The sequence below is a fragment of the Cupriavidus sp. 05L411 genome, from assembly GCF_056398045.1.
Genome location: NZ_JBFTOQ010000052.1, coordinates 25,300 through 45,590, shown reverse-complemented (window position 1 = coordinate 45,590; position 20,291 = coordinate 25,300). Strand labels below are relative to the sequence as shown.

Genomic DNA, 20,291 nt, shown 5'->3' with positions numbered 1-20,291 from the left:
CGTGATCGACCACAAACAAAATTCGTTGGTCCATGGGTTTCAGCTCGCTCCAGGGCATGGGCATCTCCTTTCAGGGTCGCCCATGCAGCGTAGAAAACTGTTACCTATGTGCTTGAACTCAAGTGTTACCTATGTGAGTGAGTCGTACCATGGCGCGCCTTTCTTGCCTACTTTATTGGCAAGACAAAAAAGTAGGTCGCCGCCCCGCAGGGGTGGTGAAACCGCAGTTGCTTTTGACGTTAGGCAGTCGCAGTTAAGCAGTTGCAGTTGCAGTTGCAATTGCCACCCCCACCAACTCAACCCCGATTCCACCACCGCAACCGCGCCACACCGCCACCCAGCGTAAACCGGCAACTCGCCCCATAACCAAGATCCCACCCCAGCGTAGTAGCCAGCGGCACCCCGAGCCAGTGCGCTGCCAGCATACGCATCGGCCCCGCATGAGCAACAACCCACAGCCGGTCCGGAGCATCCACCGGCAAGGCATCAGCCCAAGCCGCCACACGCGCCATCGCCTGTGCGACGGTCTCGCCCCCATGCGGCCGCGCATGCAGCAGATCCGCAGCCCACGCATCCAGCTCGGCGCGCGGCACGGCATCCCATGCGAGGCCTTCCCAACGGCCAAAATCGAGTTCGCGCAACTGCGCATCGGCTTGCGGCACCAACCCGAAATCCCGCGCAAGTAAATCAGCCGTAGCGCGAGCCCGCGCCATTGTGCTGCAAACAATGCGCTGCGGCGCAAGGCCATCGAGTGCCAGCAGCATGCGGGCAGGCTCGGGCAAAACGGGCTGAGCCAGCGGCAGGTCAAGCGCGCCGTAGCAGATCCCCTGCGCAACCTCGGGCGCCGCGTGGCGGATCAGGACCAGGTCCATGCCGCCGCCACCAGATAGATCAACAACTCGGCCAGCTGCTGCGCCATGCCGAGGCAATCGCCGGTGTAACCGCCAATGCGGCGAACAAAGTAGCGCCCCAGCAAAAAGCGCAGCACCACCAAGGCAACGATCACCACAGCAGCAAACAGCGGCGACACCAGCAGCAGCGGCAATGCACCGCAAAGCAGCGTGAAACCCAGCCCGATGCCGGACAGCCGCTGCGCCACCGGCTTGGCCTTGCCCTCGGCACGCACGTAGTCCAGCGTGGCAAGATAGCTCACCGCCATGGCGCGGCTGGCCGCATGCGCGGCCACCAGCACCAGCAGCAACTCCGCCATGCCGCTGCGCGCGGCAATCGCCACCAGCAGTTGCCACTTGAGCAGCAACGCCACCACCAGCGCGATGGCGCCAAATGCGCCAATGCGCGAGTCGTGCATGATGCGCAGCACGTCCTCGCGCCGGTAGCCGCCGCCAAAAGCATCCACGCAGTCGGCCAGGCCGTCCTCGTGAAAAGCGCCGGTGGCCAGCAGCGTCACAGCCATGCCCAGCAGCAAGGCCACGCCCGGCGGCCACCACTGCAGCGCGCCCCAGCTAGCCAGCGCGCCCAGCACGCCAACCAGCAACCCCACCAGCGGAAAGTAACGCGCCGCCGCGTTCAGGTAGTGCGGCGCAAAGCCGACCCAGCGCGGCACCGGCACCCGCGTGAAGTAGCCGATGGCGGTCAGGAAGTAGCGAAGTTCGTCGAGCATGGGCGGGTGCGTTGGGCCAGGTAGCGAAAGCGTGCCGCAGTCTACGCCGACGCGGTGCTGACGCCGGCCGCGCCGAAGGTGGCCATCTCGCGCAGGAAGGCCGCGGCAGATGCGACCAGCGGATAGGCCAGCGCGGCGCCGGTGCCCTCGCCCAGGCGCAGGTCCAGCGCCAGCAGCGGCTCGGCACCGAAATAATCCAGCAGGCGCCGGTGGCCATGCTCGTGCGAGCAATGCGAGAACACGCAATATTCCAGCACCTCAGGCGCGAGGCGCTGCGCCACCAGCAGCGCGGCCGAGGCGATAAAGCCATCGACCAGGATCACCATGCGGCTGGCGGCCGCGGCCAGGAAGGCACCGGTCATCATGGCGATCTCGAAGCCGCCGAAGGCGGCCAGTACGTCGAGCGGCTCCACCGCATCCGCATGCAGTGCCAGTGCCTGCGCCAGCACAGCGCGCTTGCGCGCGAGGCCCGCGTCGTCCAGGCCGGTGCCGCGGCCGATGCAGTCCTCAATCGGTGTATCGGTAAGCCGGCTCACCAGGCAAGCAGCCGACGAGGTATTGGCAATGCCCATCTCGCCAAAGCCAATCACGTTGCTGCCCTGCTGCGCGTGGCGCAGCACGCGCGCCATGCCGGCGGTGAGCGCCGCCTGCACCTGTTCCGCGCTCATGGCGCGCTCAAGGGCAAAATTGCGCGTGCCCGCGGCAATGCGGCAGTTGACCAGCCCGGGCGCGGACGGCAGCGGCGCGCGCACCCCCGCGTCCACCACTTCCAGCGCCAGCCCGTGCAGGCGCGAGAACACATTGATGGCGGCGCCCCCGGCCAGGAAGTTGAGCACCATCTGCGCCGTGACCTCGGCCGGATAGGCGCTCACGCCGGCATCGGCCACGCCGTGGTCCCCTGCGAACACGATCACCGCGGGACGCTTGAGCTCCGGCGTGCCACTGCCGGTAATCAGGCCGATCTGCAAGGCCAGATCCTCGAGCCGGCCGAGCGCGCCGAGCGGCTTGGTCTTGGCATCGATGGCGGCTTGCAGGGTCGGGCGCAGGGAGGCGTCGAGCGGGGTGATGGCGGGTAACTGCATGGTATTTCTTGGTGTAGCTGAGAAGAGATTCGATTCGCTGGAACAAGAATAGACGTTTTACATCTCGACGCCACGTTGAGCCTTGATGCCTTGCTGAAAGGCATGCTTGACCGGCGTCATGTCCGTCACGGTATCCGCCGCCTCGATCAGCGCGGGCGGCGCGCCGCGGCCGGTGATGACCACGTGCTGCATCGGCGGGCGGGCACGCAGGTCGGCGATAACGGTGTCGACATCCAGGTAGTGCAGCTTGAGCGCGATATTGAGCTCGTCCAGCAGCACCAGCCCTATCGACGGGTCGCGCAGCAGTGAGCGCGCCACCTCCCACGCAGCCTGGGCCTTGGCCACGTCGCGCGCGCGATCCTGCGTTTCCCAGGTGTAGCCTTCGCCCATCACATGGAAGGCGCACTGCTCCGGAAAGCGCCGCAGGAACAATTCCTCGCCGCTGGGAATCGCACCCTTGATGAATTGCACCACGCCGGCCTGCATGCCGTGGCCAAGCGCGCGCACCACCATGCCAAAGCCGGAGCTGGACTTGCCCTTGCCGTTGCCGGTGGTGATGACGATCACGCCGCGCTCGTCCTGTGCCGCGGCGATCTTGGCATCCACGACATCCTTCTTGCGCAGCATGCGCGCCTTGTGGCGCTCGTCGCGGGCGGCATCTTCCGACGTGGAAGTCTCAAAAGCTTTGGGTTCAGTCATGTTGGGTTTCGTCTGGTGCGGGAGAGTGCGCCCCGTCGGCAATCAGCGCGGTATGGCGGCCGTCGCTGACACTGACAATGGGCGTGCGCAGCGCGTGCGAGCAATGCGCGGGGGTCAGGACCTGCGCAGCGGGGCCATGCAGGCACAGGCCGTCTTCGGCCAGCAGCAAAGCATGGGTCGCGTAGCGCCGCGCCAGGTTAAGGTCGTGCAGGATCACCACGATGGCGTGGCGGCCGGCGCGGGCCAGCCGCGCCAAGGTTTCCAGCACCATGATCTGGTGGCGCAGGTCGAGGTGGGCGGCGGGTTCGTCCAGCATCAGCAGCGGCGCCTGTTGCGCCAGCGTGGCGGCCAGCGAAACGCGCTGGCGCTCGCCGCCGGACAGGGTCAGCACGTCGCGCCCGGCCAGCGCATCGAGATCCATCTCGCGCATCACGGCCGCGACCACCGCGTCATCCTCGCGGCCGGCCCAGCCCCAGCCGGAGAGATGCGGGTGACGGCCCACCGCCACGGCGTCGCGCACCGACATCGAGAAGGTGTCGTGCACGGCCTGAGGCAGGTAGGCGCGGCGCAATGCCAGGGCCGCGGGCGGCGTCTCCAGCGGCGCGCGGCCATCGAGCAGCACCACGCCGCCGTCAGGCTTGCGCAGCCCGGCCAGCACCGACATCAGCGTGGACTTGCCCACGCCGTTCGGGCCCACGATGCACCACAGCTCGCCCGCCTGCATGGACAGGCTCAGGCCATCGAGCAGCGCACGCGCGCCGGCGCGCAACTGCAAGGACTGCAGCACCAGCGGCGGACAAGCGCAGACGGGTTCGTTCCAGGTCGGCATGGTAGTCAGCGCGGCCTGCGCAACAGTAGAAAGAGGAAGGTCGGCACGCCCAGCAGCGCTGTGATCACGCCCACCGGCAACTGCGCCGGCGCAATCACCGTGCGCGCCACCAGGTCGGCGGCCATCAGCAACGTGCCGCCGAGCAAGGCCGAGGCAGGCAACATCAGGCGCTGGTCGTTGCCCCAGGCAAGGCGCACCAGGTGCGGCACCACCAGCCCGACAAAGCCGATCGAGCCGGCCGAGGTAATGGCCACCGCGATTGCCAGCGAGGCCAGCACGAACACCGACAGGCGCACCGCGCCGACGCGCACGCCCAGCGCCTGCGCCACGGTCTCGCCCATCAGCATGGCATTGAGCGAGCGCGCCATCGGCATGGCCAGCAGCACGGCCAGCGCCAGCGCACCCAGCGCAAGGCCGTAGCTGGCGGTGCCGCCCAGGTCGCCGGTCAGCCAGAACAGCATGCCGCGCAAACGGGCCTCGGGCGCCACGCTCAGAATCAGGGTAATCAGCGCGCCCCAGCCTGCGGCCAGGATCACGCCGGTCAGCAGCAGGCGSGMGCCSGCCTCATGRTGSCCGCCCTGCACCYGCGGRTGCAGCAGGTCGCGCCGCGCCAGCGTGGCCACCAGCACCATCGAGAACAGCGCGCCGCCGGCCGCGCCGGCCTGCACCGTCCACAGTGGCCACATCATCAGCATGGCGGTGAGCGCACCGGTGGCCGCGCCGCCCGATACGCCAAGCACATAGGGCTCGGCCAGCGGATTGCGCAGCAGCACCTGCATCAGCGCGCCAGTCAGCGCCAGCAGGCCGCCGCACGCGAACGCCGCGGCCGCACGCGGCAGCCGCAGCTCACGCACGATGGCGCCGGCGGTATCGTCGGCGCCGACGGACAGCGCGTGCCAGACCTGCGCACCCGACAACGGCACGCTGCCCACCGCCAGCGACAGCAGGAACACCGCCACGCCGGCGGCGGCAAGCATCAGCCAGACGGCTAGCGCGCGGCGCATGTCAGGCATGCCATCCTCATTGTCATTTCTGACGCCAGCCCAGCGTGACAAAGCCGGCGCGTCCCTGCGTGTTGAAGGGATAGGCGAGCTGGTAGTTCTTGTCGAACAGGTTTTCCACACGGGCGGCCACGAACCATTGCTTGTCGATGTTATAGCGGGCATTGAGGTTGACGATACCGTATCCGCCCAACGTGCGCGAGCCACTATCCATGCGCGTCGAGGAGATGATCCACTCGCCGCCCAGGCGGAAGTCGCCAAACTGGCGGCCCACGTCGAAGGCAGCATGGCGGCGTGCACGGCGCAGCAACTGCGTATTGCTCTGCTCATCCACCGGATTCTGGAAGGTGATGCTCGCGCCCACGTCGGTGCCCATCAGCTTGGCGCGCCAGGAGGCTTCGATGCCTTGCACCTTGGCCTTGTTGACATTCTGCGCCAGGTACAGGCCGTTGGGCTGCAGCGCCGAGGTGATCAGGTTGTCGTAGCGGGTCTCGAACGCGGTCACGCGCAGCAGGCCGGCGGCATCGGTGTTGTACTGCGCGCCCAGCTCGACCGACTTGGCGCGCTCGGGCTTGATGCCCGGCTGGCCGTAGCCAGGATAGTAGAGCTCGTTGAACGTCGGCGCGCGAAAGGCATTGCTGGCGTTGGCGATCAGCTTGAACGCATTGGTCAGGTTATAGCCATAGCCGGCGAAGTAGCTGGCCTGGCTGCCGAAGTCCGAGTAATGGTCGTTGCGCACATTGATCTGCAACTGATGCTTGCCCAGGCGTCCGTCGTAGCCGCCAAACACCGAGGCCACATTGCGGTTGGGCGCGGCATAGGTGCTGGAATCGAACTCCTGCTGCAGGTATTCGGTGCCGAACAGCAAGGTGTGCGTGGGCGCCAGCGCGTATTCGTTCTGCCAGGTGTACTGGCGGTTGCGTGTATTGAAGCGGCTGTCGAACAGGCCGTTCTTGGTGTTCTCGCTGCGATCCTCGCTCTGGGCCACCTTGAAGTGCGTGCTCCAGTCCCGGGTAATCTTGCCGTTGACAAAGGCGGATACCGTGTAAAGCTCGCTGTTCATCCACCAGACATCGGTAGGCTTGCCCGTCGTGCTGTCATAGGAGAGCTTGCTCTTCGAATAGTAGGCGGTGACGCCTGCGTCCCAGTCGCTGGTGAAGCGATGCTTGACCTGGCCCGATACGCTCTTGTTGTCGTAGGGGTTGTCGTTGGGGTTGGCCTTGGGCTGCTGCTTGCTGTTGATGGCCGAGAAGCCGTCGGTCTTGATGGCCGAGCCGGTGATATTGAACGACGTGTCGCCGATCTGGCCGCCGTAGCCCACCGTGCCCTGGCGCGTATTGTTGCTGCCGTACTCGATCTGCGCGTTGGCCGCCGGGGCCTGGCCCGCGCCGCTCTTGGTGAAGATCTGCACCACGCCGCCGATCGCATCAGAGCCATACAGCGCGGAGACGTTGCCACGCACGATCTCGATATGGTCGATCTGGTCGGGCAGGATGTTCGACAACTGGGCCGTGCCGCTGCTGGCCGACGAGACGCGCACGCCGTCGATCAGGATCAGCGTCTGGTTGCCGTTGGCCCCGCGCATGAACAGGGTGGTATTGGAACCCAGGCCGCCATTGGCGGCAAACTCCACGCCGGCCTGCGTGCGCAGCAGCGAGCGCAGATCGATCGCCTGCGAGTTGACGATGTCCTGCTGGGTCACCACGGTAGTGTGCGGCAGCGCTTCGGTGATCGGCTGGGGAGTGCGGTTGGCACTGACCACCACCGGCGTGAGCTGCGCGTCGGCGGCCGRCTGCACGGCGGCGGGCTCGCTGGCCTGGGCCATGGCGGCGCCGGGCGCGCACACGGCGAGCAGGGCCAGCAAGGCGACAGGCGTGGCGCAGACTTGTCGGGAGACAGAAACGGGGGCGGTCTTGTGGCGCGCCGGCAATGCCGGACGGCTCGACCTGTAAGACGATGAACGCATGATGCGGATTGTGGGAGAGAGCTGCCTGGTCCGTTCCCCCGCGGACCGTCTGGCGACGAAGCGCGCCGCTGGCTTGCGCGGCAAGAAGCAGCGGAGGGCGGCGCACTCTCGTTCAGGCCGGTATCCGGGCTGACGACACCAGTCCGACCGCCTTCCCGAACCTTGCGGTTCAGTGGCTGAGTGGTCGGCCTTGCGATCTTGCGATCACGGTCGCTTACCGTTGCGGGGGCAGCACAGGTTGGCTCGGCCCTGCCCTGGCGGCGGTGGCTGGCTCCCTGTTTCCCGTTGAACTGCAACCCTGTAGTGAATAGGATTACGAGCACCTGGAACGTGCGCGAGTGTAGGCAGTTTCGAGGCAAGCGTCAATGCCGCGGCAAAACAGGGCAAAAGCGCCTGGAAACAGGCATAAAGCCGTCGCCACGGATGCCGTTAAACGACGATGCATGCAACTTCGGCACGCAGGCCCGGTCACACACGTCTGCGTTCGCCGTCCGCACGATAGCGCTTGGGCTAAAATCCCAAAACCCGAGACCCTAGATATGACAGGCTCTATGCTCACCGAACTCGAACAACTCGCCGCCAAGATCGGGCGTGTGCTGCACCATGCCGATACCCTGGCGGCGGAGAACCAGCGGCTGCGGGAGGAGATCGAACGCCTGCAGGCCGACGCCAGCCAGCTGCGCGGCGACCGTGAAGCCATGGCCGCCGACCGCGAGCTGCTCAATATCAAGATCGAGGAAGCGCAGCTGCGCATCCAGTCGATCCTGGACAAGCTGCCCACCGCCAGCGACGCCCGCCAGCTCGACCTGCTGGGCGAAGGCGATGCGGCCAGCCGCGCCGAACAGAAGGCACCCGGAGAAAACGCATGAGCAATAAGCAAGTCGAAGTGAACATTGCCGGCCAGTCCTACCGGTTCGCCATTGCCGCCGACAACGAGGCCGCGCTGCTGGAGGCCGTGGCACTGGTAGACGGCCAGATGACCCGGCTCAAGGGCGGGGTATCCGCCAAGGGCGTGGAACGCGTTGCAGTGATGGCCGCGATCAGCATCGCCTCGGACCTGCTCTCGCTCAAGCGCAAGCAGCAAGAAGATGGCGCGATTCCCGTTGATGCCGTGCGTGCGCGCATTCGCGAGCTGAACGAGCGCGCGGACGAAGCCCTGCGCCAGTACGCGCATGTGGGCACCAATTCGCCCGTGCCGCGCAACTGATGCCCTGCCCTGCGCCGGCGGTGTACCGCACGGCACAGGCAGGCGGCAATACGCTCGTGATACTGCCCGATGTGCCCCACATGCCGCGCGCGTCAGCAAAATGTAACGACACGCAAAGACGGGCTTGGTATGGAAAGCCTCGCGGTGTATAGTGGAGCCAAGCCGCACCAAGCCACATAGTTGCGGCACCTTAGGTCGGGTTATCGCGCCTGACCGCCGTTTTCATCCCATCCAAGTTAGAAACGGCAAACGTCTGACAGCCATGCCAAAGCAGTATGCGTTTGGCAGTGCAAAAAAAGTCAGACGTTTGACAGTTTCCCTGCCTGGTTCGTCAGGATCATATTCCTTGAACCGATAAGCATTTGTTGGTGCGGGATTATGCCGTGTGGGCGAGCGCGTCGCATGGTTCATAGTTGCAGTCTGGACTCCCTGAATCGGTGATGTACCCGAAATGCGGCTTCCGCAGCCACTCTGAACCTCACTTGGGTTCAGGATGCCGATCCAGCGGCCGAGGCGGGGACCCCTCTAAAGGCGGTGGTTATTCAACCACCGCCTTTTCCTTTTGTGGCGCAGGTTGACCTGCGCTGCCTCTGCAGTGCCCTCCCTCTGTTTTTGCGCCACGGCCCACATTCGCCAGACGGTTTTCTTTTGGCCCTGCTTGCTGCACCATATCGCTGTCGCCAACGTCACGCACGCCCTGCCCGCCCATGAGCCGATCCACGCAAGCCAATGCCGCCGCGCGCGCCCGCCAGTACTGGCTGATGAAGTCGGAGCCCGACGAGGCCAGCATCGATACGCTAGCCGAACGCGGCACCTTGCCATGGACCGGCGTGCGCAACTACCAGGCCCGCAACTTCATGCGCGACGGCATGCAAATCGGCGACGGCGTGCTGTTCTATCACTCCTCCTGCCCGCAGCCCGGCATTGCTGGCCTGGCCGAGGTCAGCTCGCAGCCCTACCCCGATCCCACCCAGTTCGACCCGAAGAGCGATTACTACGACGCCGCCGCCAAGCCGGATGCACCGCGCTGGATGCTGGTTGACGTGCGCTTTGTCGGCAAGGGCCCGCTGATCTCGCTGGCCGACCTGCGCGCGCATGACGAACTGGCCGACATGGTCGTGCTACGCCGCGGCAACCGGTTGTCGATCACGCCGGTGACCCCGGCCGAATGGCGTTTCATCACCACGCGGCTGATGCGCTAGCCCGGCACCGGCGGTCACTGCAGCGGCATGACACAATGGCTGCCGACGACATAACTACAACGCCAACAAGGTCGATTCCGCGTCATGAGCTTTTCCCTGATTCCCGGGCTGCTGCTGCTCGGCGCCTTTACCGGCTTCTGCGCCGGCTTGCTTGGCGTAGGCGGCGGCATGATGATGGTGCCCTTTCTCACGCTGCTGTTCACCGCCCTGGCCTTCCCGCATGAGGCCATCGTCCATATGGCCATCGCCACCTCCATGGCGACCATCCTGTTCACCTCGCTGTCCTCGGTGCGCGCCCACCACAAGCGTGGCATGGTGCGATGGAAGCTGGTGCTGGCCCTGGCGCCCGGCATCCTGATTGGCGGCATGATCGGCGGCGGCAAGGTCTTTGCGGCGCTCAAGACCAGCTGGTTGTCGCTGCTGTTCGCTGTCTTCGTGGGCTTTTCGGCGTGGCAGATGCTGCGCAACCGCAAGCCCGCCCCGCACCGGCAACTGCCGGGCACGCCGGGCATGCTGGGCGCGGGCGGCATGATCGGCTTCCTGTCCAGCCTGGTGGGCGCGGGCGGCGGCTTTGTCTCGGTGCCGTTCATGACCTGGTGCAACGTGCCCATTCACAATGCCGTGGCCACCTCGGCCGCACTCGGGTTTCCCATCGCGGTGGCGAGCGTGATCGGCTATGTGTGGAGCGGGCTGGGCCAGACCGGGCTGCCGGCCGGCTCGCTCGGCTACATTTACCTGCCAGCGCTGGCGGTGATCGCGGTTGCCAGCGTGCTGACCGCGCCGCTGGGCGCGCGCACCGCGCACCGCATGGATGTCGCACAGTTGAAGAAAGTCTTCGCCTGCCTGCTGTTCAGCCTGTCGGCCTACATGATGTGGAAGGCCTGGCACGCATTCTGAGGCCGCAGGTGCCGGCGACGCATGCCGCGGATACAAGTAGATACAAGGTCGCACGCGACGTAGCGGAACGATCACCTGGGCGGCGCGTCTGATACCCATCGTCTGACAAGGGAGAATCCAATGAAACATCTGCTTGCCGCCACGCTGCTCGGTACTACCGCCATGGTTGCCTCCGCCCAGGGCGGCGGCCCGACCCACGAGCCGGCCCCTGCCGGCGTGCTGTCGCTGTCCGCCCAGGCCGCCACCGAAGTACCGACCGACGTGGTGCACCTGACGCTCGCCGCCGAGCAGGAAGGCGCGGAACCGGGCGCAATCTCCTCGGCGCTGTCGGCCAGGACGGCGGATGTGATCGCGCAGGCCAAGCGTACCAATGGCGTGCAGGCGCAATCGGGCGGCTTCACTATCTATCCGTCCAACGACAAGAACGGGCGCATCAGCACCTGGCGCGGCCGCGCCGAGGTGATTCTGGAATCGCGCGATTTCACCGCCGTGTCCAAGCTCGCGGGGCAGCTCGCCAGCCAGATGCAGGTGCAGAACATCAGTTTCTCGCTTTCGCGCGAAGCCCGCCAGGCGGCCGAGGCCAAGCTGACCGAGCAGGCCGTGGCCTCGTTCCGCGACAAGGCCCAGGCCACCACCAAGCTGTTCGGCTACGGCAGCTACACCATCCGTGAAGTGCAGGTGGGCGAGGTTGGCGCGGTGCAGCCGATGCCGCGCATGTACGCGGCCAAGGCCATGATGGCTGATTCCGCGCCGGTGCCGGTCGAGGGCGGCAAGGCCCAGGTCACCGTGACGGTGAACGGCTCGGTGCAGATGCTGAAATAAGCGCCCTCCAAAGCCACAGGCCAAGGGTCAAGGCAGAAGGCAGAAGGCACGGAACAAGGCCCCTGCCGCGCAAGCGGCAGGGGCCTTGTCTTTGATGCATGAGCCATCAAGGAGCGGCGGTGCTTACAGCGCCCCGAACTGCTGGCGCAGCACGTTCTTCTGCACCTTGCCCATGGTGTTGCGCGGCAACTCCTCCACCACGTGCACGCGCTTAGGCACCTTGAAATTGGCAATACGACCCTTGAGCCCGCCGATCAGGCTCAGCGCATCCAGCGAGGCACCTGGCTTGCCAACCACCACCGCCACCACCGCCTCGCCGAAGTCGGCATGCGGCACGCCAATCACGGCGCTTTCCGCCACGCCCGGCATCTCGTCGATAAAGCTCTCGATCTCCTTGGGGTAGACGTTGTAGCCACCGGAGATGATCAGGTCCTTGCTGCGGCCGACGATGGTCAGGTAGTCCTCAGGCACCTTGCGCTCGCCAGCCTGGCTGACGATGGCACCGCCAAAGCGGCCCACGTCGCCGGTCTTGAACCAGCCGTCGGCGGTGAACTCTTCCTGCGTCTTCTCCGGCATGCGCCAGTAGCCCTTGAACACATTCGGGCCACGCACTTCCACATTGCCGATCTCGCCCGCCGCGCAAGGCTTGCCGTCGCCATCCACCACGCGCACCGAAACACCCGGCAGCGCCTTGCCAACGGTGCCGCCGATACGCTCGCCGTCTTGCGCGTCGTACGGGTTGGAGACCAGCATCACCGTCTCGCTCATGCCGTAGCGCTCCAGGATGGTGTGGCCCGTGCGCTCGCGGAAGGCATCGAAGGTTTCCATCAGCAGCGGCGCGGAGCCAGACACGAACAGGCGCATGCGGCGGCAGGTATCGTCGTCAAAGCGCGGCTCCTGCACCATGCGCACGTAATACGTGGGCACGCCCATCATCACGGTGCAACGCGGCAGGAATTTGAGGATCTGCGCCATGTCGAGCTTGGGCGCCCAGATCATCTTGGCACCGGCCAAGAGCGCGCCGTGCGACGCGACGAACAGGCCATGCACGTGGAAGATCGGCAGCATGTGCAGCAGCACGTCGTCGCTGCGCCAGCCCCAATACGCATGCAGCGTCTTGGCGTTGGAGGCCAGGTTGCCGTGCGTGAGCATGGCGCCCTTGCTGCGGCCCGTGGTGCCCGAGGTGTAGAGAATGGCGGCGAGCTCGTCGGCGCCGCGCGCCACCGTGGCGAAGCGGTCCGGTTGCGCAGCGGCGCGGGACAACAGCGAGCCTGAGCGGTCGTCGTCCAGCGTGAAGACGTGCTTGGTGCCGTGGCGGAACGCCACCTTGGACACCCAGCCGAAGTTAGCGCTGCTGCACACCACCACCGCCGGCTCCGCGTTGCCGACAAAGTAATCGATCTCGGCTTCCTGGTAGGCGGTATTGAGCGGCAGGTAGATGTAGCCCGCACGCAGCGTGGCAAGGTACAGGAACAGCGCCTCCGGCGATTTTTCCACCTGCACCGCCACGCGCGCGCCCTCGGGCAGCTTGAGCGCAGCCAGCAGGTTGGCCATCTTGGCAGTGGCGCGGTCCAGGTCGTCCCAGCTGTAGTAGAGGCCGTCGTGGGTTTCAATGCAGCAGGCACTGCGGTCCGCCGGGAAGCGGGATTCGAATAGGGCGAACAGGTTGGCGTTCATATTGCGGAAGATGAAAAACGGAATCGGCAATAGCATGGGCAATCCGCATGGGCAATCCGATCAATAGCCGGCAATGATACCTAAAGCGATTGCCCGTGCTTTTGCCTGTGCTATTGACCGCTAAAACGCGGCGGCCGGCGTGCCAGGAATGCCGCCACGCCTTCGGCATGGTCGGCGCTATCGCCATAGCGGAAATGGGCGTCGAGCTCCGCCGCGGTGAGCGGCGCGGGCGCCGGCGCCAGGCGGCGGATGCTCTGCTTGTTGATGCGGGCGGCCAACGGCGCACCGGCCACGATGCGCTTGACGGCCGCGGCGACTTCCTCGCCGAGTGCCGCTGCCGGCACCACACGCGTCAGCAGCCCCTTCTCGCGCGCCTCGGCGGCGTCGAACACCCTGCCCTCCAGCAGGATCTCCAGCGTCACCGCGCGGCCCGCCAGGGCCAGCAGCCCGGTCAGCTCCCCGGGCGCCATGGGAAAGCCGAGGCGGTTGATCGGCACGCCGAAGCGGCTGTCGTCGGCGGCGATGCGCAGGTCGCAATGGCAGGCGATCTCCAGCCCGCCACCCACGCAAACCCCTTCGATCATGGCAAGCGTCGGATGCAGGCAGCCCGCGATGGCGGCCAGCGCCGGCGCAATCACCGCCTCGTGGTAACGGCGCAGCGCGGCGGCATCGCCCCGTTCCTCGGGGAACTCGGCAATGTCGGCGCCGGCGGCAAAGTTGCCATCGGCGCCGCGCACCACCACGCAGCGCAGCGAGGGATCGGCGGACAGGTCCGCAAAGCCCTGCGCCAGCGCGCGCCACATCGCCACGGAGATGGCATTGAGCTTGCCAGCGTGGGACAGCGTGACCGTGGCCACGTCGCCCTCACGCGCGAACGCTACCGTGCCGCTCATGCCTGCGCTCCACGCGCACGGGAAACATCGGAAACCATGCGGCTATCCTCCATCAGTCGATCTTGGCGCCGGACTGCTGCACCACCGTAGCCCAGCGCTTGATCTCGGCGCGCTGGAACTGCGCGAACTGCTCTTGCGTAAGGGCCGGCGTATCGGAGCCATTGGCAAGCCAGATCTGCTTCATCTCGGGCGTGTTCAGTGCCTTCTCCACTTCGGTGTAAAGCCGGTCGACGATGTCCTTGGGCGTGCCCTTGGGCACCCACATCGCGTACCAGGTGGAAACTTCGTAGTTAGGCACCCCGGCCTCGGCGGCCGTGGGCACATTCGGGAACGCGGCCGAGCGCTTGGTCGATGCCACCGCCAGCGCTTTGATGCGGCCGGCGCGGATGTGCTGGGCCGAAGAACCGAGACCGTCGAAATCCATATCCACCTGGCCCGCGATCAGGTCGGACAGCGCAGGGCCCGCACCCTTGTAGGGAATATGCGTGATGAAGGTCTTGGTCTGCAGCTTGAACAACTCACCCGCCAGATGGTGGGACGAGCCGTTGCCGGCCGAAGCGTAGTTCAGCTGGCCAGGGTTCTTCTTGGCATAGGCGATCAGCTCGCCCAGCGTGTTGGCGGCGACCTTGGTCGGGTTCACCACGATCACCTGCGGCGGCTGCGCGATCACCGTGATGGGGATGAAATCCTTCTCGATGTCGTAGTCGAGCTTCTTGTAGAACGACGGTGCGATGGCGTGGTGCGCCCCGCCGATGAAAACCGTATAGCCGTCCGGCGCGCCCTTGGCCGCGATGCTCGCGCCCACGGTGCCGCCGGCGCCGCCGCGGTTATCGATCACGAACTGCTTGCCGAGCTGCTTGGAAAGCTGCGCGGTCAGCGGGCGGGCGAAGGCATCGGTACCGCCGCCGGCCGGGAACGGCACGATCACGGTGATCGGCTTGGACGGCCAGGTGTCAGCCTGCGCCACGGGCGCTACCGCGCCCAAACCCGCGCCCAGCGCGCAAGCCAGCCCTGCCAGTTGAAACTGACGACGATTCATGACTCTGTCTCCTCTCTCTTCTGCTGTGGAAAGTCAAAACGAAGAACTGCTGGAATGGCCCGCGAACGCGGCCCGCGGCCTTATCTGTTACCTGACCAGGGTTACAACAGCTTGCTCACCGCGCGGCTCATGCGCGGGGATCCGTTGCCAAGGCGCACCAGATTGTCATCTAGCGCCTCGGGCACGTAAAGATAATTCACCATCATCCCGCACGACTGCGCGCGGCCCTTGCGCGACAGGTCGGCGGCCCAATTCAGGCGCTCCACGCAGGCGCCATTGCCCAGGTGAAAGCGCGCCACCGGATCGGCCGGCAGCGCCTGCTGGCGCTCGCGCACCAGGTAATGCGCGGCCAGCGCCAGCGCGATGTCGCGCACCATCGCGTCCTCGGAATCGGCAGGCAGCGCGGCCAGCCAGCCAGCGCCGTCGGCGGGTGGGGTGCCGTGGCGCTCGCTCCAGCGCGCCAGGCGCTTGTCACCCAGCACCTTGGCCACCGCGTCGCCATCACGCTTGCGCAGCCAGTCGGCAAACCCGGGAATGGGCGAGAGCGTGGCGAACTGCTTGAGCTTGGGAAACTCGCGCTGCAACTCCTCGATCACGCGCTTGAGCAGGAAGTTGCCAAAGCTCACGCCGCGCAGGCCTGCCTGCGTATTGGAGATGGAATAGAAGATCGCCCACTTCACGCGGCGCAGATCCTCCAGCGGCGCGGCTTCGTCCAGCAGCGCGTGGACGTTGGCGGCCATCTCGGGCACGAAGGCCACCTCGACAAAGATCAGCGGCTCGCGTGGCATGCGCGGGTGAAAGAACGCATAGCAGCGGCGATCGGAATCGAGCCGGTTGCGCAGGTCCGCCCAGGACGCGATCTCGTGCACCGCCTCGTAGCGGATCAGCTTTTCCAGCAACGATGCGGGCGAGTCCCACGTGATGGGCTGCAGTTCCAGCAGGCCCACGTCGAACCAGTTGGAGAACAGCGCCTCCAGATCGTCGTCAAGCGGGCGCAGGCCCGGCACGCGCTTGTGCCAGCGCAGCATGTCAGCACGCAGGCCGATCAGGAAATGCAGGCCGCAGACGCTTGCGCCCTCCTGCCCGTGTAGCGCGGCCAGCCGCTTGAAGAAGCGGATGCGCGCATTGGACGTGGCCTGCGGCGGGCCGGACACGGATTTGTCCGCCTTGCCGTCCTTGGCCTCATCATCCGCTTGCGCGCTGCCGCTGGCGGCGACTTCGGCCAGCACGCCGAGCATGGCCTGGCGTGCGTCATCGTCCGCGGCTTCGTACTCGGCCCGCCAGGTTTGCGCGGCGGCGTTGGCCGCGCTGTCGGTCAGGCGCGCATCGAAGCACTGGCGCAGCTGCTCGCGCTGCCGGCGCAGCACGCGAGCCGGCAGCGCCACGGCCTTGGCATGTGCCTTGGCATCGGCAACCGCATCCGGCTTGGCGTTGCCATCGCCCTTGCGGCCCCACCACCGGCCAAAGCGGGACAACAGGGTTGGCGCCGACGGCTCAAAGCCGCTCAGGGGCGCGCTGACTTTCTGTTCGCTATTGCTGAGGGAATCCATGGGCGTACCTGCTTTTGGCTGTCTGTGAGTGCGGTCCGTAGGGGCTATCCGTAACGGCTGTCCAAGCTGCTATCGATCAACGGATGATTTGCCGGCCAGGTGCAGGCGGCCGGGCGGTGCTTCGGGGATGGGGTCGCCACCGCTATCGTCAACCACGGCAACCTCGGCGGCGTCCAGTGCCCTGAGCGCGCCGCGCTGGCGCAGCAAGTGCGTCTTCATCAGGGTCTCGGCGCCCTCTGGGTCATGCGCCTTGAGCGCGGAGAACACCGACAGATGCTCGGCGCAGGATTCGCGGATGCGGCCCGGCAGCTTCAGGCTCTTGTGGCGCGACAGGCGCAGCACCTTGCGCAGGTCGCTGATCAGGCCGGACAGCCAGCGGTTGCCGGCGAGCCGCTGGATGGCTTCGTGGATCTGGTAGTTGGTTTCGTAGTAGGCGTCGATATTGCCGGCCTGCGCATACTGGGTCAGGTCGGCATGCAGGCTTTCGAGCGCGTCGAGGTCCTCGGCGGTGGCGTTGCGCGCCGCCTCATAGGCGCAGCGTCCTTCCAGCAGCGCCATCAGCGGGAAGATCTCGTCGAGGTCCTGCTCGGACAAGGCGTTGACGAAGCAGCCGCGGCGCGGCTCCAGCCGCACCAGGCCTTCGGCGGCCAGCACCTTGAGCGCCTCGCGCATCGGCGTGCGCGAGATCCCCATGGACTCGGCCACCGTGGCCTCATCGATCCAGGCGCCGGGCATCAGCGCGTGCTCGTCGATCATGGCGCGCAGGCGCTCCGCGACTTCGAGGTACAGGGCCTGCTGGATGATGCGCATGGTGCCTCCGGACGGAAGAATGCAATGGCATCGGGGTGGCTTGCGGCACGGTGAAATGTGTCTTGCCAGGCCCAATAATTCATAATTATGAATAACGGCGGCCAGATGACAAGACAAATCGATGTTGCGCAGCCGCATGCGCAGCATCTTCCAGCGCTCGCGCAACGCTTGCGCGCCAATCAACAGGAGGGTCAGTCTCACCATGGTCGCCAGCGCCAGGGGGCGGCGCGGACGAATGCAAGGCAGCGAACGCCATGGGGCGCCGCGTGCGGACTAGCCCGCCAAACCCCCTGCCGCGTGGACACCGAACCAGTGCGGCACGTGCGCAATGGCCTCATGCAGCGTGTCCAGTACCCGGAAACTGAATCCGGTCACGACCGGCGAAGGTGGCTTGATATCGGGCACCACCACCACCTGCGCCCCCGAGCGGTTCGCGGCCGTTGCGCCGTTCTCGCTGTCCTCGAAGGCCAGGCACGCCCGCGGCGCCACGCCGAGGCGCTCGGCGGCGAGCTGGTACAGCGCCGGGTCCGGCTTGCCGCGACGCACCTCATCACCACCCGAGACGGAAGAAAAGAAATCCAGCACGCCCACGCGCCCGAGCCGGTCCTTGATCTCCTCGACACGGGATGACGATGCCACCGCGCAGGGAATGCCCGCGCCGCGCAGCGCCGAGAGCAATTCCCTGGCGCCGGGCTTCAGCGGAAACCGGGGCCCGGTGGCCGGCGCATGCAATTGCGCGCCCGCCATCGCCTGCACCTGGCGGAAGGCATGCTCGTCGCCAAGCAGGGAAACCAGGAAGGCATCGGACTCCGGCTTGGCCTTGCCGATGACCTGCACGTAGTCGCTGGCCGCCAGCGTGATGCCGATCTCGCGCGCGGCGCCAATCCATGCCTGCATGATGGCGCGCTCGGAGTCGATCAGCAGGCCATCCATATCGAAGATGGCTGCGGTGAACGGGGTCAACTGCGGGGTCAACTGCGGGGTCATCCGCGCCAGCTTCAACGGATCGGGGCCTGCGCCGCCTGTCCGTGACGGTTCGCCCAGACCACCAAGGCAATGCCGGCCAGGATCATCGGCAGGCTCAGCCACTGGCCCATGGAGAAGTTCAGCGCCAGCAGGCCCAGGAAGTTATCCGGCTCGCGCGCGAACTCGGCGAGGAAACGGAATCCGCCGTAGCCGATCAGGAACACGCCCGAGACCGCGCCCATGGGGCGCGGCTTCCTGGCGAACAGCCACAGGATGATGAACAGCGCCACGCCTTCGCCGGCAAATTGATAAAGCTGCGAAGGATGGCGGGGAATGTTGTCGCCGGCCTGCGGGAAGATCATGCCCCACGGCAGGTCCGTGGGACGGCCCCACAGCTCGCCGTTGATGAAGTTGCCGATGCGCCCGGCCGCCAGCCCGCAAGGGATCATCGGTGCGATGAAATCGGTGACCTCCATCCAGTGCCGCCCGCGCAGCTTGGCGAACAGCCACATTGCCACGATCACGCCCAGAAAACCGCCGTGGAAGGCCATGCCGCCCTCCCACACCTTGAAGATCTCCAGCGGATGGCTCAGGTAGTAATCGGCCTTGTAGAAGAACACGTAGCCCAGCCGCCCGCCCAGGATCACGCCCAGCACGCCGAAGAACAGCATGTCGTCCAGGTCCTTGACCGTCCAGCCCTGGGCCGCGATATGCGGCTGGCGGATGCGCAGGCGCCCGAACCATAGGAACATGATGAACCCGGCGAGGTACATCAGCCCGTACCAGCGGATGGCGAGCGGGCCGAGATGAATCGCAACCGGGTCGAATTGGGGATGAATCAGCATGTGTGCCGTGGTTAGGGTTGTAGGTAGAGAGATCGCGCACGGGCAAACTGGCGTCCGGCGCGATATCAGGGTTCAGGCTGCGCCCGTCAGGTGCGTTGCCGCGGCGGCAGTGCCAAGCTCCGCGCCCGGCTCCGTGCCCGGTGTTATGCCAGCGTTTTGCGTCAGCGTCATGGCAGCGGCCAGCGCGCCGGCGATCTCGATAAACGATCTCAGCACGGGGCTCACGCCGTCGGCACCAGCCTCACGCCACACCAGCCCGGTCTCGATATCGGGCCCGGCGTCGCGCAACGGCAGGTAGGACACACCGGTACGGCGAAGGTTGCAAAGCGAGGCCGGCACCAGGGCCACCCCCATGCCGGCGGACACCAGGCTGACGATCGTCTGCATCTGGATGGCCTCCTGGGCGATCACCGGCGTGAGGCCTTCGCGCGCATAACAGCCCGTAATGATGTCATAAAACGCCGGCGCGCTTCGCCGGGGAAAGATGATAAGCGGCTCGTGCGCCGCTTCTTTCAGGGAAACGCCGGGCTCCGTTCCATCGGCCACCCCCGCCGAGCCATCCGGGCGCCAGCCCTGCGGCACGGCCAGCACCAGCGGCTCGCGCACCAGCGGCAGGTAGGCCACGCCATGCGGCATGGCCGGCAGTTGCGGGCGGATCACCAGCCCGGCGTCGATGCCGCCGTCCATCAGGGCCTCCAGCTGGATATCGCTGGTGGCCTCGCGCAGTTGCAGCTGCACGTTGGGGTGCCGCGCCCGGAAGCGCCGCAGCAGGTCGGGCAGGATGCCGTAGTCGGCCGTGCTGACAAAGGCCAGCGACAGCGTGCCAGCCTCCCCGCGCGCCAGCCGCTGGGCCAGGCCCGGCAGCGCGGCCGCATCGGCCAGCACGCGGCGCACCTCGGGCAGCCATTGCTGGCCGGCAGGGGTGAGCGCCACCGAGCGCCGCGTGCGGGCGAACAGCTGCACGCCAATCTCCTCCTCCAGCGCCTGGATCTGCTGGGACAGCGGTGGCTGCGTCATGGTGAGCCGCCGCGCGGCGCGGCCGAAATGTAGCTCCTCCGCCACGGTAACGAAGTAGCGCAACTGGCGCAGGTCCAAAGGCGCTCCTGATATGTTTTTCGACTCAATAAAGGTTGAATAATATATTTGACACGATAAAAGGCAAGCGGCATGCTCTCGTCCACAACA

General features: G+C 66.3%; 20 protein-coding genes, 1 other RNA gene and 1 riboswitch. Of the genes, 6 read left to right on the top strand and 15 right to left on the bottom strand.

The window, feature by feature from the left end:
• Positions 1–296: 296 nt before the first annotated feature.
• Genes cobC through AC1DQR_RS34985 form a run of 7 tightly spaced genes read right to left on the bottom strand, consistent with a single transcriptional unit; the run spans position 297 to position 7,198 of the window.
• Entirely contained in the window at positions 297–872 is a 576-nt protein-coding gene (cobC, locus tag AC1DQR_RS35015) for an alpha-ribazole phosphatase family protein (RefSeq protein WP_416049470.1), read from the bottom strand.
• A complete protein-coding gene (locus AC1DQR_RS35010; RefSeq protein WP_416049471.1) occupies positions 857–1,621 on the bottom strand; it encodes an adenosylcobinamide-GDP ribazoletransferase in 765 nt (254 codons plus the stop codon). Before AC1DQR_RS35010 ends, cobC begins: the two co-directional genes overlap by 16 nt.
• A 41-nt stretch (positions 1,622–1,662) precedes the next feature.
• Positions 1,663–2,703 carry a nicotinate-nucleotide--dimethylbenzimidazole phosphoribosyltransferase gene (gene cobT, locus AC1DQR_RS35005; RefSeq protein WP_416049472.1) on the bottom strand — a complete coding sequence of 347 codons (1,041 nt, stop codon included), beginning with the start codon at positions 2,701–2,703 and terminating at the stop codon, positions 1,663–1,665.
• Between the two features lie 57 nt (positions 2,704–2,760).
• A complete protein-coding gene (cobO, locus tag AC1DQR_RS35000; protein ID WP_416049473.1) occupies positions 2,761–3,402 on the bottom strand; it encodes a cob(I)yrinic acid a,c-diamide adenosyltransferase in 642 nt (213 codons plus the stop codon).
• Entirely contained in the window at positions 3,395–4,231 is an 837-nt protein-coding gene (locus AC1DQR_RS34995; RefSeq protein ID WP_416049474.1) for an ABC transporter ATP-binding protein, read from the bottom strand. Before AC1DQR_RS34995 ends, cobO begins: the two co-directional genes overlap by 8 nt.
• Before the next feature lie 5 nt (positions 4,232–4,236).
• Positions 4,237–5,244 carry a FecCD family ABC transporter permease gene (locus AC1DQR_RS34990; RefSeq protein WP_477134702.1) on the bottom strand — a complete coding sequence of 336 codons (1,008 nt, stop codon included), beginning with the start codon at positions 5,242–5,244 and terminating at the stop codon, positions 4,237–4,239.
• Positions 5,245–5,257: 13 nt separating this feature from the next.
• A complete protein-coding gene (locus tag AC1DQR_RS34985) occupies positions 5,258–7,198 on the bottom strand; it encodes a TonB-dependent receptor plug domain-containing protein (protein WP_477134701.1) in 1,941 nt (646 codons plus the stop codon).
• A gap of 98 nt (positions 7,199–7,296) precedes the next feature.
• Positions 7,297–7,541, bottom strand: a riboswitch (cobalamin riboswitch).
• Positions 7,542–7,749: 208 nt separating this feature from the next.
• Here AC1DQR_RS34985 and AC1DQR_RS34980 point away from each other — a divergent pair.
• The 6 genes from AC1DQR_RS34980 (at position 7,750) to AC1DQR_RS34955 (ending at position 11,326) form a co-directional block, all read left to right on the top strand.
• Positions 7,750–8,067, top strand: coding sequence for a hypothetical protein (locus AC1DQR_RS34980; RefSeq protein ID WP_174427972.1), 318 nt, complete (start codon positions 7,750–7,752; stop codon positions 8,065–8,067).
• Positions 8,064–8,405 carry a cell division protein ZapA gene (locus AC1DQR_RS34975; RefSeq protein ID WP_416049477.1) on the top strand — a complete coding sequence of 114 codons (342 nt, stop codon included), beginning with the start codon at positions 8,064–8,066 and terminating at the stop codon, positions 8,403–8,405. Before AC1DQR_RS34980 ends, AC1DQR_RS34975 begins: the two co-directional genes overlap by 4 nt.
• A 313-nt stretch (positions 8,406–8,718) precedes the next feature.
• Positions 8,719–8,929: non-coding RNA, 6S RNA (ssrS, locus tag AC1DQR_RS34970), on the top strand.
• A gap of 183 nt (positions 8,930–9,112) precedes the next feature.
• Positions 9,113–9,607 (top strand): EVE domain-containing protein, encoded by a 495-nt coding sequence (locus AC1DQR_RS34965; RefSeq protein WP_174427959.1) that lies wholly within the window; start codon positions 9,113–9,115, stop codon positions 9,605–9,607.
• An 84-nt stretch (positions 9,608–9,691) separates the two neighbouring features.
• A complete protein-coding gene (locus AC1DQR_RS34960) occupies positions 9,692–10,504 on the top strand; it encodes a sulfite exporter TauE/SafE family protein (protein ID WP_416049478.1) in 813 nt (270 codons plus the stop codon).
• 120 nt (positions 10,505–10,624) lie between these two features.
• Positions 10,625–11,326, top strand: coding sequence for an SIMPL domain-containing protein (locus AC1DQR_RS34955; protein ID WP_477134700.1), 702 nt, complete (start codon positions 10,625–10,627; stop codon positions 11,324–11,326).
• A 123-nt stretch (positions 11,327–11,449) separates the two neighbouring features.
• Here AC1DQR_RS34955 and AC1DQR_RS34950 read toward each other — a convergent pair whose 3' ends face one another.
• The 8 genes from AC1DQR_RS34950 to AC1DQR_RS34915 all read right to left on the bottom strand — a co-directional run bounded on the left by AC1DQR_RS34950 (position 11,450) and on the right by AC1DQR_RS34915 (position 20,201).
• Entirely contained in the window at positions 11,450–13,003 is a 1,554-nt protein-coding gene (locus AC1DQR_RS34950) for a malonate--CoA ligase (RefSeq protein WP_416050373.1), read from the bottom strand.
• 110 nt (positions 13,004–13,113) lie between these two features.
• Positions 13,114–13,896 carry an enoyl-CoA hydratase/isomerase family protein gene (locus tag AC1DQR_RS34945; protein ID WP_477134699.1) on the bottom strand — a complete coding sequence of 261 codons (783 nt, stop codon included), beginning with the start codon at positions 13,894–13,896 and terminating at the stop codon, positions 13,114–13,116.
• Positions 13,897–13,948: 52 nt separating this feature from the next.
• Positions 13,949–14,935 (bottom strand): Bug family tripartite tricarboxylate transporter substrate binding protein, encoded by a 987-nt coding sequence (locus AC1DQR_RS34940; protein ID WP_477134698.1) that lies wholly within the window; start codon positions 14,933–14,935, stop codon positions 13,949–13,951.
• A gap of 101 nt (positions 14,936–15,036) precedes the next feature.
• Positions 15,037–16,485: a malonyl-CoA decarboxylase domain-containing protein gene (locus tag AC1DQR_RS34935; protein WP_477134697.1), complete on the bottom strand. Its 1,449-nt coding sequence runs from the start codon at positions 16,483–16,485 to the stop codon at positions 15,037–15,039.
• A gap of 69 nt (positions 16,486–16,554) precedes the next feature.
• A complete protein-coding gene (locus AC1DQR_RS34930) occupies positions 16,555–17,295 on the bottom strand; it encodes a GntR family transcriptional regulator (RefSeq protein WP_416049483.1) in 741 nt (246 codons plus the stop codon).
• 273 nt (positions 17,296–17,568) lie between these two features.
• A complete protein-coding gene (locus AC1DQR_RS34925; RefSeq protein WP_416049484.1) occupies positions 17,569–18,282 on the bottom strand; it encodes an HAD family hydrolase in 714 nt (237 codons plus the stop codon).
• Positions 18,283–18,293: 11 nt separating this feature from the next.
• Positions 18,294–19,106, bottom strand: a complete 813-nt coding sequence (gene lgt / locus AC1DQR_RS34920) for a prolipoprotein diacylglyceryl transferase (RefSeq protein WP_309404696.1) — start codon at positions 19,104–19,106, stop codon at positions 18,294–18,296.
• 72 nt (positions 19,107–19,178) lie between these two features.
• On the bottom strand, positions 19,179–20,201 hold the full coding sequence (locus tag AC1DQR_RS34915; protein WP_477134696.1) for a LysR family transcriptional regulator: 1,023 nt from the start codon (positions 20,199–20,201) through the stop codon (positions 19,179–19,181).
• Positions 20,202–20,291 lie beyond the last annotated feature (90 nt).

Bases quoted from the DNA above. Each gene is read 5' to 3' on its own strand.
- cobC (WP_416049470.1), bottom strand. From the start codon at position 872: ATGGACCTGGTCCTGATCCGCCACGCGGCGCCCGAGGTTGCGCAGGGG.
- AC1DQR_RS35010 (WP_416049471.1), bottom strand. From the start codon at position 1,621: ATGCTCGACGAACTTCGCTACTTCCTGACCGCCATCGGCTACTTCACG.
- cobT (WP_416049472.1), bottom strand. From the start codon at position 2,703: ATGCAGTTACCCGCCATCACCCCGCTCGACGCCTCCCTGCGCCCGACC.
- cobO (WP_416049473.1), bottom strand. From the start codon at position 3,402: ATGACTGAACCCAAAGCTTTTGAGACTTCCACGTCGGAAGATGCCGCC.
- AC1DQR_RS34995 (WP_416049474.1), bottom strand. From the start codon at position 4,231: ATGCCGACCTGGAACGAACCCGTCTGCGCTTGTCCGCCGCTGGTGCTG.
- AC1DQR_RS34980 (WP_174427972.1), top strand. From the start codon at position 7,750: ATGCTCACCGAACTCGAACAACTCGCCGCCAAGATCGGGCGTGTGCTG.
- AC1DQR_RS34975 (WP_416049477.1), top strand. From the start codon at position 8,064: ATGAGCAATAAGCAAGTCGAAGTGAACATTGCCGGCCAGTCCTACCGG.
- AC1DQR_RS34965 (WP_174427959.1), top strand. From the start codon at position 9,113: ATGAGCCGATCCACGCAAGCCAATGCCGCCGCGCGCGCCCGCCAGTAC.
- AC1DQR_RS34960 (WP_416049478.1), top strand. From the start codon at position 9,692: ATGAGCTTTTCCCTGATTCCCGGGCTGCTGCTGCTCGGCGCCTTTACC.
- AC1DQR_RS34955 (WP_477134700.1), top strand. From the start codon at position 10,625: ATGAAACATCTGCTTGCCGCCACGCTGCTCGGTACTACCGCCATGGTT.
- AC1DQR_RS34950 (WP_416050373.1), bottom strand. From the start codon at position 13,003: ATGAACGCCAACCTGTTCGCCCTATTCGAATCCCGCTTCCCGGCGGAC.
- AC1DQR_RS34945 (WP_477134699.1), bottom strand. From the start codon at position 13,896: ATGAGCGGCACGGTAGCGTTCGCGCGTGAGGGCGACGTGGCCACGGTC.
- AC1DQR_RS34940 (WP_477134698.1), bottom strand. From the start codon at position 14,935: ATGAATCGTCGTCAGTTTCAACTGGCAGGGCTGGCTTGCGCGCTGGGC.
- AC1DQR_RS34935 (WP_477134697.1), bottom strand. From the start codon at position 16,485: ATGGATTCCCTCAGCAATAGCGAACAGAAAGTCAGCGCGCCCCTGAGC.
- AC1DQR_RS34930 (WP_416049483.1), bottom strand. From the start codon at position 17,295: ATGCGCATCATCCAGCAGGCCCTGTACCTCGAAGTCGCGGAGCGCCTG.
- AC1DQR_RS34925 (WP_416049484.1), bottom strand. From the start codon at position 18,282: ATGACCCCGCAGTTGACCCCGCAGTTGACCCCGTTCACCGCAGCCATC.
- lgt (WP_309404696.1), bottom strand. From the start codon at position 19,106: ATGCTGATTCATCCCCAATTCGACCCGGTTGCGATTCATCTCGGCCCG.